The organism is Citrobacter sp. 50677481 (assembly GCF_001463265.1).
GTDB lineage: Bacteria > Pseudomonadota > Gammaproteobacteria > Enterobacterales > Enterobacteriaceae > Citrobacter_A > Citrobacter_A sedlakii.
In genome coordinates this window covers 66,991-81,155 of sequence record NZ_LNHZ01000072.1, presented here as the reverse complement: position 1 = coordinate 81,155, position 14,165 = coordinate 66,991, and the positions used below count along the sequence as shown (strand labels likewise).

The following is a 14,165-nucleotide window of genomic DNA, read 5'->3' as shown; positions in this document are numbered from 1 at the left end:
GTGTTAAACATCGTGTTCGCCGCCTGCAGGTTCATACCGTACAAACCGGCTTCCGGACGCACCGCGTTTTCGCGCGGGGCCGGTGCTGGCCTCTGCGGTTCCGGTTGTGCTGGTGGCGCCACCGGATCGACAGGGTCCATAGGGTCTACAGGGTCTGTGGGATCTACCGGATCGACAGGGTCTACGGGATCAACCGGATCCGGATCGGGTTCCGGCTGCGGGTCCGGCGTCAGGCCGCTGGTCAGATACCAGTTTTTCTCATTCTGGCCTTCTCCGCGCGCCAGAGTGTAGTCATACGCCCCCGCCACGATACGTCCGCTTTGTTTGAACTCGCCGTCAGAATTTCCGGCCACGCTGATAAGCTCGATACCGTCGGTGGTCAGCCCACCTGCGCCGCCTGCGTTCACCACCGTCACATTGGTGGCGCCGGAAGTGTTGCCGTTAACAATCATCCGGTCAGTCTGAGAACTGTCGTCGCCCAACTGCGTGCGCATGATGATAGTGCCGTTATTGCCCGCGTAATCGCCGTCTACCGTCAGGGTTTTAAACGGCACCGTTTCGCGCGTCAGATTACGGCTACTCGCCATAGCCGGAGCAAAGTTCAGCGTCGCGTCATTCAGCGTCAGGTTAGTGACGCTGGAAGAGTCGGTCATATCCCAGCGGCTGCTGCTGCCGTTAAACGCCAGATCGATCACCCCGTCAGAGACTTTCTTCGTGCTGCCGTAGAGATACGAGTTGTCGCCGGTTTTAATGTTAACGACATGTCCGCGTTCGGAGTGAATGTCGCCCCACGCCATAAACTTATTGTTGTTGCTGATGTCGACAGAACCGTAAATGGCGAGCAGATCGCCTTTCGCGCTCGCCAGCCCTTGCTGGCTGCCCAGCGTAACGTCGCCGAGAATGCGCGCGTTGGCGCTGCGTAACAGTTCAACCCGATCCCCGCCCTGCGTCTGTACGTTTAGCGTGTTGAGCACAATGTCCTTCGCGTTCACGCCCTGGAGGCCGTACATATTGGTGCTTTCACCGCCGGTGAGCGAAATATCCACGTCGTTTATTCTCACGCTGGACTCTTCGCTGCCGTGAAACAGGGCGCCAATCACGCTGGCGTTGCCGGGCGCCGTTGCCTTGATAGTCAGATTATTCATCGTCAAATCAGACACTTCGCCGAGGAATGAAAGGCCGGTATTTAAGCCAAATTTATATTCGTCTACCGTATTGGTGACGTTAATATTCACGTCATTAAAATTGATCTTATTTTCTCTGCCGGGTCTGGCCGTGGTCTCATAGTGATCTTCGAGAACCAACCCTTTCACCCCATCAACGGCCGCGTTGGTGTTGATACGGATGTTGGTGTCGCCTTCAAAATCACCATGGCTGCCCACGTTCATCCCTTCCAGATAGACTGCGGAAGTGGACTGCAAATCGACGTTAATATCACCGGTCACCTTCGTACTCAGGCCGCGGAACTCCAGGGCTTCAACGGTCGTGGTGCCCACTTCGCTGGGGGACTTGCTGTCAGCATAGTTGACGGTCAGGTTGTCCAGCGCGATGGTTGAATCCCGATATGACGTGATGGCGGAGGCCATAATGCTTGACGATACCGTCACCGGGTCGGTAATCGTCATATCAATACGGGTGTCGCCCGTAAGAACCACATTCCCGCTGTTGTCGGCAGAAATGCCAATCGTCGGAACGCCGGTCTGGGTGATAGAGAGATCTTCGGCTTTAAAAGTGCCGCCATAGACCCGAACCGCATCAGCGACGGAGCTGGAGAGCGTCTTATAGCCAATAGTGGAGCCTTTACCGAAATCCAGCATACCACCGCTGACATACACGCTGGCGCCGGTGTTGCCTTCCGGACTGACCATATCAATTTTACCGTTAACCGTAACGCTGGCGTCACTTGCCGATACGCCGATATATTCCATGGCGGCGCCATCGGCAATAGTTAACGTGCGATCAGCTACAGGCGTGCGGCTATCAATAACGATGCGTTCGCCTTCAGCGTAAACCGGAAGCGAAGCGGCAGACAAAATTGAACTTAATAATAAGGCGATTTTACTGGGTTTAAATAAATAAAAAGACATCACAGGTTTCATAATTAAAAAGTACTCCGTTACCTGACGAGCCATATTTTCCAGGCAAATATTCCCATTTGCCTGTACGACATAAATACGTGAGGGATAGTGACTTAAAAGATGGTTGCCAGCAGCAACCGTTTCGATAGGGCTATTTTCGCGGCTGAATGAGGGGATCTCAAATGAAATAACCTTAACTCCACCTCAGACAGTAAATCTGAAATCAAAAATATAAGCAGAGCTAAATTCTTTAAATAATCTTAAATTAAGAATTAAAAACCAGAAAAGTAAGAAAAGATCATTTCTTAAATCTCAGAGAAGAAGTAACGCTTCTGCCCCTCCTCCCTTTAAGACTTTTCGTTATATGGCGATAAACTGCGGAAGATGCTTTTTTATTTATGGCAAAAATAAACCGGCGCCTTTAGCACCGGTTTGAAAATAAAGGTTTTATTGTTATTCAGGCATGGCTTATCGGTTTTTGCTCCGTCTTCTGCTGGGCATTTTCCAGCATCCGGCGTACCGGTACAATCAACACTATTAATACGGCGGCGCAAATCAACAAGGCGATGGAACAACGGGCGAAGAGGTCCGGCAACATATCCAGTTGGTCGGCTTTTACATGACCGCCGATCAGTCCCGCCGCCAGGTTACCCAGCGCGCTGGCGCAGAACCACAGTCCCATCATCTGTCCGCGCATTCTTTCCGGCGCCAGCAGCGTCATGGTCGCCAGACCGATCGGACTCAGGCACAGCTCGCCCAGGGTCAGCATCAGGATACTGCCGACCAGCCAGAACGGAGAAACACCTGCGCCGCCATTGCTCAGTACGTTTTGCGCCGCCATCATCATCAGGCCAAAGCCCGCTGCCGCGCAGAGAATACCAATCACAAACTTGGTGATACTGCCCGGACGCACATTTTTACGCGCCAGCGCAGGCCACGCCCAGCTGAATACCGGCGCCAGCAGGATGATAAACAGGGCGTTGATCGACTGGAACCAGACAGCCGGGATCTCAAAATCGCCCACCATACGGTTGGTGTAGTCGTTAGCAAACAGGTTAAACGAGGTTGGTTTTTGCTCAAACGCCGACCAGAAGAAAGCGGCGGAAACCAGCAAAATAAAGCAGACCAGCAGTCTCGCGCGTTCTTTGCGGGTCAGTCCGGCAAAGACAAACAGATAAATAAAGTACAGCGCCACGGAGGCGGCAATGACGTACACCAGCATGCTGGCGACCGCCACCGGATTGATAACGATCACCCCTTGCGCGATCAGCGTCACAATAATAGCGACGCCCACCGCCAGTGCGATCAGCCACGCGCCCACGCCGTTTTTCTTCGCCACCGGACTGTTCCAGGTGGAGTCCAGGCCAACTTCCCTGTCATAGCGTTTCATGGCCGGAACGGCAAACACGCGGAAGATGATCAGCGCCACCAGCATCCCGATCCCGCCGATGCCAAAGCCCCAGTGCCAGCCGTGGGTTTTAATCAGCCAGCCGGAGATCAGCGGGGCGATAAACGACCCCATGTTGATGCCCATGTAGAACAGCGAAAAACCACCGTCACGCCGCGCATCACCTTTTTTGTACAGGGTTCCGACCATCACTGAGATACAGGTCTTGAACAGGCCAGAGCCCAACACGATAAACATCAGGCCGATAAAGAACAGGTTATCGCCCATCCAGGCGGAAAGCGCGATAGACAGATGACCCAGCGCGATCAGAATCGAGCCATACCATACCGCCCGCTGCTGGCCGAGCCAGTTGTCCGCCAGCCAGCCGCCCGGTAACGCGGCCAGATACATCGTCCCGGCAAAAATCCCAACGATAGCGGAGGCATTTTCGCGCGCCAGTCCCATGCCGCCTTCGTAAACCGTCGCCGCCATAAACAGAATTAATAATGGACGAATGCCGTAAAAGGAAAAACGTTCCCACATTTCAGTGAAGAACAAGGCGCCCAACGGATAAGGATGGCCGAAGAACGTTCGGCTTTCGTTTTTATTAACAGAGGAATGCATAATTTCTCCCGAAAGGGTGTGTCGTTTTGCTTGTAGACACTGAATTGCCGCCGGTCCTGAGAATAGTCAGGCCGATCATTACATTCAGCGAAATATTATTTAACCATTTGATAACCATGCGGCAGTTTTGTCTAGTGCCGAAGGGGGGACTTTAAGGCAAAAACTCGACAATCGTCTAGTTTTATAGATTTTCTGTTGGCAAAAACGGAAATGTGATTGACTTCCCTTTATCGCTTCTCGCTGCGTGGCTCCCCTCTCTGTTTTAAGACTAATCCCAGCGCCAGTGCCGACTATGCTTAATGTTTAAAAAACGTCCTTAGCGATTCAAACACGTTTTTCATTTTCCTTTTTTACCGACCGGAGGCCTGGCATGAGCAACCTAGGCAATAACCAGGGTGAGAATCATCTGCCCGTAACGCCGCCACCTGAAATCGTCCCCATCACCCTGAATGTCAACGGCAAGCCGCAGCAGTTACACGTGGATACCCGCACCACCCTGCTGGATGCGCTGCGTGAGCATCTGCATCTGACCGGCAGCAAAAAAGGCTGCGATCATGGGCAGTGCGGCGCCTGTACCGTGCTGCTGAACGGTCGTCGCATCAACGCCTGTCTGACTCTGGCGGTGATGCACCAGGACGCCGCAATCACCACCATTGAAGGGTTGGGCACGCCCGTCGCGCTGCATCCTGTGCAGGCCGCTTTTGTGCAACATGACGGCTACCAGTGCGGCTACTGTACGCCGGGTCAGATTTGCTCTTCCGTCGCGATGTTGCAGGAGATCGAAGAGGGGATCCCCAGCCACGTTACGCTGGATCTGGTCTCGCCGCCGGAAATGACCGCGAACGAAATTCGTGAACGGATGAGCGGCAATATCTGCCGCTGCGGGGCATACAGCAATATCCTTGCCGCCATAGAAGATGCCGCCGGGGAACTGAAGCCATGAAAGCCTTTACCTACGAGAAAGCGGCAACGCCCGCAGACGCGGCCTCCAGCGCCCGCCGTCATGGCAATGCGAAATTCATTGCGGGCGGCACGAATCTGCTCGATCTGATGAAGCTGGAAATTGAAACGCCCACCCACCTGATCGATGTGAACGGTCTGGATCTGGATCAGATTGAGGCCAGCGCCGACGGCGGCCTGCGGATTGGCGCGCTGGTGCGCAATACCGACCTGGCGGCCGACGAGCGTATTCGCCGTGATTACGCGGTGCTTTCCCGCGCCCTGCTGGCTGGCGCGTCGGGTCAGTTGCGTAATCAGGCCACGACGGCGGGAAACCTGCTGCAGCGCACGCGATGCCCCTATTTTTATGATACCCACCAGCCCTGCAATAAACGCTCACCGGGCAGTGGATGCGCCGCGCTTGGCGGATTCAGCCGTCAGCATGCCGTGGTTGGCGTCAGCGACGCCTGCATCGCCACCCACCCCAGCGATATGGCCGTGGCGATGCGCCTGCTTGACGCGGTTGTCGAGACGGTGAACCCGGACGGCAACGAGCGCCGTATTCCCGTCGCTGATTTTTATCGCGCCCCGGGCGACACGCCGCATCTCGAAAATGTCTTACAGCCAGGCGAGTTTATCGTTGCTGTTACCCTTCCCCCTCCCGTGGGTGGGACGCATATTTATCGTAAGGTGCGCGATCGGGCCTCATATGCGTTCGCGCTGGTCTCGGTTGCCGCCATTGTGCAGCCAGACGGCACCGGACGCGTGGCGCTCGGCGGCGTCGCGCACAAGCCCTGGCGAAAGGCGGAAGCCGACGCACAACTGCCGCACGGCGCGCAGGCGGTGTATGACGCGCTGTTTGCCGACGCGCATCCCACAGCGGAAAACGCATTCAAGCTGATCCTGGCGAAGCGGACGCTCGCCTCAGTGCTGACAGAAGCGGGGGCATAAGCGATGAAATTTGAAAAACCAGCAGGAACCAATCCTGTCGATCGGATGCGCGTAGTGGGTCAACCGCACGATCGTATTGATGGCCCCAAAAAAACCACCGGTACCGCCCCTTACGCCTATGAATGGCATGATATCGCACCGGATGTGGCGTACGGCTATATCGTTGACGCCGCGATCGCGAAAGGCCGTATTATTTCGATGAATACCCAGCCCGCGCTGAACGCGCCGGGGGTGTTCGCGGTGGTGACCGCAGAAAACGCCGGTCCACTCGGCAAGGGCGAGCGTAACGCCGCCTCGCTACTGGGCGGACCGGACATTGAGCATTACCAGCAGGCGGTAGCGCTGGTCGTGGCGGAGACCTTCGAGCAGGCGCGCGCGGCGGCCTCTCTGGTCCAGGTTGAGTACCAGCGCGAGCCGGGCGCATACGATCTGGCAAAAGAGAAGCCGTCGGTCACCACCCCGCCGGAGGATCAGCCCGATCAGGACGTCGGCGATTTCGCCACCGCATGGGCAACGGCGGCGGTGAAGCTGGACGCGATCTATACCACACCTGACCAGAGCCATATGGCGATGGAGCCTCACGCCTCGATGGCCGTCTGGGAAGGCGACAAACTGACCCTCTGGACGTCAAACCAAATGATTAACTGGGCGCATACCGATCTGGCCGAAACGCTGAACATCCCGCAGGAAAATATCCGCGTGATCTCGCCTTATATTGGCGGCGGCTTTGGCGGCAAGCTGTTCCTGCGCAGCGATGCCCTGCTGGCGGCGCTGGGGGCGCGAGCGGTGAAGCGCCCGGTCAAAGTCATGCTGCCCCGCCCGCTGATCCCGAACAACACCACCCACCGTCCGGCAACCATCCAGCATATTCGCATTGGCACCGATCGCGACGGTAAAATCAGCGCTATCGCCCATGACAGCTGGTCCGGCAACCTGCCCGACGGCACACCGGAAACGGCCGTTAATCAGACCCGGTTTCTCTATGCAGGCGCGCATCGTCATACCGGTTTGCGCCTCGCCAGGCTCGATCTGCCGGAAGGCAATGCCATGCGCGCGCCCGGAGAAACGCCGGGGTTGATGGCGCTGGAGATCGCGATCGACGAGATGGCGATCAAGGCCGGCGTGGATCCGGTTGAATTTCGCATTCTTAACGACACGCAGGTGGATCCGGCCAACCCGGATCGCCCTTTCTCGCGCCGTCAGTTGATCGCCTGTTTGCGCACCGGCGCTGAGCGCTTCGGCTGGCAACAACGTCACGCCACGCCGGGAGAAGTCCGCGAAGGCAACTGGCTGATCGGCATGGGCATGGCGGCGGGTTTTCGCGATAACCTTGTCGCCCCTTCCGGCGCGCGGGTGGCGCTGGACGCCAGCGGTACGCTGACCGTTGAAACAGACATGACTGACATCGGCACCGGCAGCTACACCATCATCGCCCAGACGGCGGCGGAGATGCTCGGCCTGCCGCTGGAAAGCGTCGACGTCAGGCTGGGCGACTCCGCCTTCCCCATTTCCGCCGGTTCCGGTGGACAGTGGGGCGCCAATACCTCCACCGCAGGCGTATACGCCGCCTGCGTCAAGCTACGGGAATCCATCGCCAAAAAACTGGGCTTCAACCCCGAGACGGCGGTATTTGAAGCAGGAGAAATCTGCGGCGACGGACGCCGGGTTTCGCTTCGCGAGGCGACAGCAGACGGTGCGCTGAGTGCGGAAGATAAGATCGAGTTTGGCGATTTAGCGGAGAAATACCAGCAGTCCACCTTTGCAGGCCACTTTGTGGAAGTCGGCGTTGACGCCGCGACCGGCGAGATCCGGGTACGCCGGATGCTGGCGGTGTGCGCCGCGGGCCGCATTCTGAATCCGAAGACCGCCCGCAGCCAGGTGATTGGCGCCATGACCATGGGGATTGGCGCCGCGCTGATGGAAGAGCTGGCGGTGGACACGCGGCAGGGTTATTTCGTTAACCACGATCTGGCGGCGTACGAAGTGCCGGTACATGCTGATATCCCTGAGCAGGAAGTGATTTTCCTGGATGACACCGACCCGATCTCCTCGCCAATGAAAGCGAAAGGCGTCGGCGAGCTGGGGCTTTGCGGCGTCAGCGCGGCTATCGCTAACGCGGTCTATAACGCCACGGGCGTACGGGTACGGGATTATCCGGTCAGACTGGATTCGTTGCTCAGTGAGCTGCCGGATGTGGTGTAAGGAGAGTGTATGCAGCAATCGCTTATCGGCCTGACGGACGCGCCGGGCAGGACGCCCCAGGCTGCCTTTCTGACCGATGATAGCCGGGATATTTTACGCTTTGCGCTGGAGGCGTTAGCGAACGGTATGGGGGCGGCGCTGGTGACGCTGGTCGACATCCGCGGCGGCGCGGCGCGTCCGCTGGGGGCGCAGATGACCGTACGCGAGGACGGACAGTATTGCGGCTTTGTTTCCGGTGGGTGTGTGGAAGGGGCGGTCGCCTTTGAAGCGATGGAGGCGATCCGCTGCGCTCAGGATCGCACTGTGCGCTACGGTGAAGGCTCGCCGTGGTTCGACATTGTGCTTCCCTGCGGCGGAGGGATTACCCTCAACATTCATACGCTGCGTTCGGCACAGCCGCTGCACGAAGTCTTGCATCAGCTTGAGCGCCGCCAGCCCGTGACGTTGCGCTACTGCCCGACCTCACAAACGTTAGCCGTTCAGCCTGGTTACAGCAAAACACGCTGGCGCAACGGCGAATTTGCGCTGGGCTTTCGCCCCTGCGTGCGGGTCATGATATTTGGTCGCTCCGTGGAGGCGCAGACCACCGCGCTGCTCGCCGAAGCGGCGGGCTACGATGTGCAGCTTTGCGCCGACGCCACGCTTTTCCCGCCACCGGATGCCGATACGGCGGTACTTTTGCTCTGGCACGATCTTGACCGCGAATTTCCCGTTTTGCAGGCGGCGCTGGCGGCAAAGCCGTTTTATATCGGCGCGCTAGGCAGTTACCGCACGCACCAGAAACGGGTTGCCCGACTTTGCGAACACGGCTGGCGACAGAAAGATATCGCCCGCATCAACGCGCCTGTGGGCATTTTTCCCAAAGCGCGCGATGCCCGCTCGCTGGCGCTGTCAGTGCTGGCGGACGTGGCGGCGACGCGGCTGAAAAGCGAAGCATCCTGATGCCGTCGCCGGTGGTGATTATTCTGGCGGGCGGAAAAGGCGAACGCTTTACCAGGGCTGGCGCCTCCGGGCATAAGCTGGATGCGCGGATTGGCGCGGATTCAGTGCTCGGGCATGTGCTCTGGGCGGTTGACGATGCCGGGTTGCGCTGGCACCTTGTCCGGCCCGCTGGCGGGACAAGCGGCATGGGGGTATCCATTACGCAGGGGGTTCGCGCGACGGCTGAGGCGAGTGGATGGTTACTCCTGCCTGCGGATTTACCGTTGATTCGTCCTGCGTCGCTGCAAGCTATCGCGGCGGGGTTAGCGCAATATTCGGTGGTCGTGCCCTGGTATCGTCAGCAGCATGGGCATCCGGTCGGGTTTGGACGTCGTTGGCTACCGCAGCTGCTGGCGCTGTCTGGCGACACGGGCGCGAAGGCCATCGTGCATACTGCGCGTACGGAAAACGAAGTCTACGATCTGGCGCTGGACGATGCGGGCATCACGTTTGATATCGACACCCCCAACGATTTGCGGGCGGCCCGCCTGCATAGTCATACAGAACGGCGGTAACAGGGAACGCGCGCATCCTGCGTCGGGCCGTTATAGTCCGGCTGTTACATGGCCTGACCTTCACGCTGGATGATCACAATACCCCTATGACCTTATCTTTTATTTTCCTTGCCTGCCACACGGTATGCTGGAATAAGCCGCAACGAATTAACCCGGTCGCTTAGCAATGCGCACTACGGCCTGGATGTTTTATTCGTTGTTTAAAAATAAACAATCTTTCTCTATAGCATTCGTAGCCAGTCTGGATAATTGCGTTGACTTTCTTGCCAGGCCAACAGAGATGAAAAGATTATCCCGAAATGTATTGTTTATGACTTTATTTACGCTCACCGCCTGCAGCGCGACGGGAGCAGATAAGATTGAACCAATCCGACAGATGCAAATTCCGCTTGTGCAACCGAACGATAGCGCGGCGAAAATACCTTTATCGCAGCTTGCTTCGTTGTACCAGTACAATCATCAGCATATCTCTACGCTGTCGGCGTCGATAAAAACGCGTTATTTGCAGGAAGTGAAGCCGAAAGAGATATTTGAACACGATAATGACGTGCAGCGCGTTTACGCAGCGTTATCGAAACTGGAAGAGTTGCAGATGATGAATGAACATTACTTTACGGAGAGAAATGAGACGGGGTTACGCAAAATTGAAAACGCCCTGTCTCCGCTTATTCGTGGATAAAAAAAACCGACACGTCGTGTGTCGGTTTTTTTCATTTACGTGTCGCTGATTTCCACAACCACCCGGCGGTCCGGTGACAGACAGTTAATCAGTGTCTGCCCTTGCTGGCCGTCACACTGTGCGCCGGTGACGGATTCGCTTTCGCCACGACCCTCGGCGCGAATATTTTGCGCCGGGATCCCCAGCGTCATCAGCGCGTCGGCCACCGTCTGCGCGCGGCGGGCGGAGAGTTCCTGATTATACCCCTCGCTGCCAGTACGGTCGCTGTACCCTACTACTACGGTGGATTTATCTTTCGCGGGCTGCAGACCCGGGCTGTTATAAAGCTGACGAATGGCTGACTGGCCTTCCGCGGTCAACGTTGCCGAATTGTAGTCAAACATCACGTCAGATTTCAGGTTGAAATGCCGCGGTTCCGGCGCGGGTGCGGGCGCGACAACCGGGACCGCCACGGCAGGCGCATCATCGTGTTGACCAAAGCGGTAGGTTACGCCGGCTGTCACGGAACTGACGTCACTGCTTACGCCAATCTGATTGGCGTTGCCGACGTTGCTGACCCACTGGTATTCGACACGGCCAGCCCAGCTTTTATTGAAGGCGTATTCCGTACCGACGGCCGCCAGAGGACGCACGCCAGTTTCAAAACGGTTATGCCCGCTGACGTCAGACTCCGCGCGATAGCCCATCGCCCCTGCACGGCCATAGACATCCCAGTTATTCGTGACGGCATAGCTGGCTTTCAGAGACATTTGCAGACCCTGCGCCTTCAGTTTTGCCCCCGAGCCACCGTGCTGACCGGCGATCTGCATATTGCCTAAGTAGTCGTAACCGCCTTCCACCGCCAGCCACGGGGTGATTTGATAGCCGGTGTAAATCCCTCCGCCGACGTTATCACGATCGATATTAAAATGATTCGAGTCATTATTATTTTCGACCGCTTTGGCACCGGTTTTCGCATCAAAATAATGTGACCAGCCAAATTTTGCGCCGCCGTACCAGGTGCCCGCGTCCGCTGCCGCGAAGGCAGATGTAGCGCTGAACGCATTCGCGATAATTAAAGCTATTACTGTCTTTTTCATGTATTTCCCGTTTACCTGAACCTGAGTTAGATTCGTTTGCAAAGTGACTCAGTGGGCAAACGATATAACGAAAGTCGCAACGGGTTAATTCGTTTTCTGTTTAATTTTAAATTTTAAAAACTCTCGGGAAGATGACCCAGTTCAAGCAGATACCCCCCGCGCTTGAAGGTGATATATTTCCCCTGCTTGAGCGCAGAGAGGACGTTCAGTATACTGCTGCGCGATAAAAGTGTGCGATCCTGAATATAGTCGAGAATGGTGGTACGCATACGCGTTTCTTCAGGCAATAATATCATTTCATGCAGATGGTTACGTATTACCGAATAGGTACGTTGCTGCACGATCTGCGCATCGCGATATATCAGATATGCCGTATGGTAAGAGAGCAACGCCGCCACATCTTCCCAGACGCCCTCCTGACGAAAGCGCGCCGCCGCCAATTGCGCATCAACACGCAGTACGGTGGAGACAGATTCTGCCCGCAATATATGACCTTGTGTCGGCTGTATCATTTCTGCGATTCCGAACAGATGCGGTTCGTAAACCGTAACGATCAAAAGACCATCCGAAGCGCGAAGAATGGACAGTTCACCCTCCAGCAGTAAATACATCTGCTGGCGGCCTTTATAAGTCCAGGTCATCCGTTTTCGCGGTGTGACGGTCAGTTTTTCTGCGACCGGCTCAATGATCGCCGTCAGGCGGGCGATGGATTCCTCGGGGCGAACGGGAGGTAAAACAAGCATGACGGATCCTTATCACTGAAAAGTGATGTCAGTATAGTCCAGTCGGGACGCGCAATAAGATAGTCAAAAACGTATACATGCTTCGTTGTAAAAAGTCAGGGGAAAGAAATGACTGCCGGGATGACTGCCCTGCGTGATTATCTAACCCTACAGGAATTTATTTTCCTGATGAGCATAAATGTTGTTTATTTTTAAATTTCGGACGCGTTCCGCCGGGTAAATTGCTGTTCGATGATACGGTTTCCCCACTGGTCGCCCTGCCACTCTTTTTCAAGCCTGAAGCCAAACGATTCATACAGCCGACGCGCCACCGTCAGCTTATTAAAGGTCCATAAATGTACCGTATGGAAGCCTTTCTCATCACAAAACCGCATGGCTTCAGCCAACAGTCTTCGCCCGATGCCATGCCCCCGGCAGCCATCATCCAGAATGAACCAGCGCAGGTGCGCCTCTGTTTCAAGAAGAGTATGCACTGCCGAGGGCGAATAGTCGGTGGCCGCCAGCGTATTGGCCATAAATCCTAACTCACGAACCATCAGGCGAGAGGAAACGCGAATGTCTCTGACAACAGGTGAATCAATGTTCATTAAGTGCTCTCCGAAATTTAGTTGTGCTATACAACTATGTAGAATGCGGTTGTCAACGAAGCTGTGATTGTGACCAGCCCCCAGTCTTAGATGCGACCGTCAGTGAGTGATGTCGTTTTGCGTTGATGACGCGATAGGCTGAAACAGGCGACATATCCTTCTGAGTTAGCCGCCATTCCGCCAGAAAGAGCAGACTAACTCAATATCGGCCCGGCACTTAGCTGCTACCTTAAGTAAGCATCATGCAAATGAGAGCAGTGGATATAAATCTCGCCTATCCGTGACGATCGCCTCAATTTTTTTAATAAAGAATACTGGTAATAATAAATACTTTTAGGCGAGCAATTAAGAATGGGTGCGATATTTCTTACGGACATACCGGAGAGGCGTTTACGTAACACGAATATTTCTTTCTCTGTTATCGGTACGACATCTTTCAGTACCACGCTTTGTCCATAAGACAGGCTATCCAGAGCAGAGACAAACGTCTTTATATCCTTGTCCTCAACCGACAGCAAGATCATATCTTTTTGTTTATTATGCCAATATTTCGCCAGTGAAGGCATGAAAAGATCAATAACCAGCACAACCTTTAGGCCTGTCTTGTGCAGGTTTTCAAGCCAATCATCATGAATAAAGAAAATAACATTATCGATGCAAAAATTGACGAACAGGAATTCTTCTACTCGATTTATCACGTTTGTTTCGGTAATCAGATGGGCAAGAGAATAAGTGAACAGTGGATTATTATCTGGCCACACATTGAGGGTTATTGCCTCATGAGATTGTGTTTTAAAATGTGTATCCATACCTTGTAACAACATACCCACCGGTAATATAAGATATTTTCCCCGGCATACCAGAAATCATCATAATGGCCTTCATAAATTGAAATGCCATTCCTTTATAACATTTATGAATCAGAGCAGACAGCAACCGTCAATGTTGATATCTGCTCTCTATTCATCAATGAAATATATTAAATTATGGACAACGGTACACCGCTCCGCTTAGCGTCACATTGGTTTGCTGACTTGAACCACTGCCATTGTAGGAACTGCCGGTTTGCCCTGCGCGTTGCGTTAGCAGCACAACAACATTTCCGCCCATTTTCCAGGCCTGATTTTTCATATCATTCCGCGCGCCTGTTTCGAGGTTACTGTTCGAGGTCCAGCCTCCGGTAAAAAAGTTGCCCTGGCTGCCAGTGATGTCGCCTAACCACGAACACTCTTTTCCAGGCTCGTTATGAGTCATACGAACCCGCTCCGCCCCCGAATGTAATGAGTTAGCGCTACAGGAGGTTAAAAACAACGTAAAAAGAGCTGGTAATATATTTCATGGATAAACCTTAATTTCTTTAATATGATTTTACTTATCCCCACGCCCTGGGAGTACCATTT

12 protein-coding genes and 1 pseudogene are annotated in these 14,165 nt (G+C 54.9%); 6 read left to right on the top strand and 7 right to left on the bottom strand.

Translation table 11 applies throughout. The features are described from left to right. Together APU02_RS21205 and APU02_RS21200 are read right to left on the bottom strand one after the other, a co-directional pair. Positions 1–2,087 (bottom strand): autotransporter outer membrane beta-barrel domain-containing protein (locus APU02_RS21205; RefSeq protein ID WP_239692885.1); only part of this gene is annotated, 2,087 nt, incomplete at its 3' end. 448 nt (positions 2,088–2,535) lie between these two features. Then, positions 2,536–4,089, bottom strand: coding sequence for a peptide MFS transporter (locus APU02_RS21200; RefSeq protein ID WP_060571147.1), 1,554 nt, complete (start codon positions 4,087–4,089; stop codon positions 2,536–2,538). A 370-nt stretch (positions 4,090–4,459) separates the two neighbouring features. Here APU02_RS21200 and paoA point away from each other — a divergent pair, with 370 nt between their 5' ends. From paoA to APU02_RS21170, 6 genes are all read left to right on the top strand, one after another. Beyond that, on the top strand, positions 4,460–5,032 hold the full coding sequence (gene paoA / locus APU02_RS21195; protein ID WP_060571146.1) for an aldehyde dehydrogenase iron-sulfur subunit PaoA: 573 nt from the start codon (positions 4,460–4,462) through the stop codon (positions 5,030–5,032). Beyond that, on the top strand, positions 5,029–5,979 hold the full coding sequence (locus tag APU02_RS21190) for a xanthine dehydrogenase family protein subunit M (protein WP_060571145.1): 951 nt from the start codon (positions 5,029–5,031) through the stop codon (positions 5,977–5,979). Before paoA ends, APU02_RS21190 begins: the two co-directional genes overlap by 4 nt. Before the next feature lie 3 nt (positions 5,980–5,982). Then, a complete protein-coding gene (gene paoC, locus APU02_RS21185) occupies positions 5,983–8,181 on the top strand; it encodes an aldehyde oxidoreductase molybdenum-binding subunit PaoC (RefSeq protein WP_060571144.1) in 2,199 nt (732 codons plus the stop codon). A 9-nt stretch (positions 8,182–8,190) separates the two neighbouring features. Further along, positions 8,191–9,123 carry an XdhC family protein gene (locus tag APU02_RS21180; RefSeq protein ID WP_060571143.1) on the top strand — a complete coding sequence of 311 codons (933 nt, stop codon included), beginning with the start codon at positions 8,191–8,193 and terminating at the stop codon, positions 9,121–9,123. After that, the gene (locus APU02_RS21175) at positions 9,123–9,677 is read left to right on the top strand and encodes an NTP transferase domain-containing protein (RefSeq protein ID WP_060571142.1); all 555 of its coding nucleotides are present in this window, start codon (positions 9,123–9,125) and stop codon (positions 9,675–9,677) included. Before APU02_RS21180 ends, APU02_RS21175 begins: the two co-directional genes overlap by 1 nt. 310 nt (positions 9,678–9,987) lie before the next feature. Next, the gene (locus APU02_RS21170) at positions 9,988–10,356 is read left to right on the top strand and encodes a hypothetical protein (protein ID WP_060571141.1); all 369 of its coding nucleotides are present in this window, start codon (positions 9,988–9,990) and stop codon (positions 10,354–10,356) included. A 35-nt stretch (positions 10,357–10,391) separates the two neighbouring features. On the opposite strand, the gene ompA is transcribed toward APU02_RS21170, so the two are convergent. The 5 genes and pseudogenes from ompA to APU02_RS21145 all read right to left on the bottom strand — a co-directional run bounded on the left by ompA (position 10,392) and on the right by APU02_RS21145 (position 14,097). Continuing rightward, positions 10,392–11,435: a porin OmpA gene (gene ompA / locus APU02_RS21165; protein ID WP_060571140.1), complete on the bottom strand. Its 1,044-nt coding sequence runs from the start codon at positions 11,433–11,435 to the stop codon at positions 10,392–10,394. Between the two features lie 113 nt (positions 11,436–11,548). Beyond that, the gene (locus tag APU02_RS21160) at positions 11,549–12,178 is read right to left on the bottom strand and encodes a helix-turn-helix domain-containing protein (RefSeq protein WP_060571139.1); all 630 of its coding nucleotides are present in this window, start codon (positions 12,176–12,178) and stop codon (positions 11,549–11,551) included. Positions 12,179–12,369: 191 nt separating this feature from the next. Further along, positions 12,370–12,630: pseudogene (locus tag APU02_RS21155) on the bottom strand (GNAT family N-acetyltransferase); the annotation flags it as partial. A gap of 359 nt (positions 12,631–12,989) precedes the next feature. Next, on the bottom strand, positions 12,990–13,589 hold the full coding sequence (locus APU02_RS21150) for a LuxR C-terminal-related transcriptional regulator (protein ID WP_060571137.1): 600 nt from the start codon (positions 13,587–13,589) through the stop codon (positions 12,990–12,992). 160 nt (positions 13,590–13,749) lie between these two features. Beyond that, a complete protein-coding gene (locus APU02_RS21145) occupies positions 13,750–14,097 on the bottom strand; it encodes a DUF4156 domain-containing protein (RefSeq protein WP_060571136.1) in 348 nt (115 codons plus the stop codon). Positions 14,098–14,165: the final 68 nt, after the last annotated feature.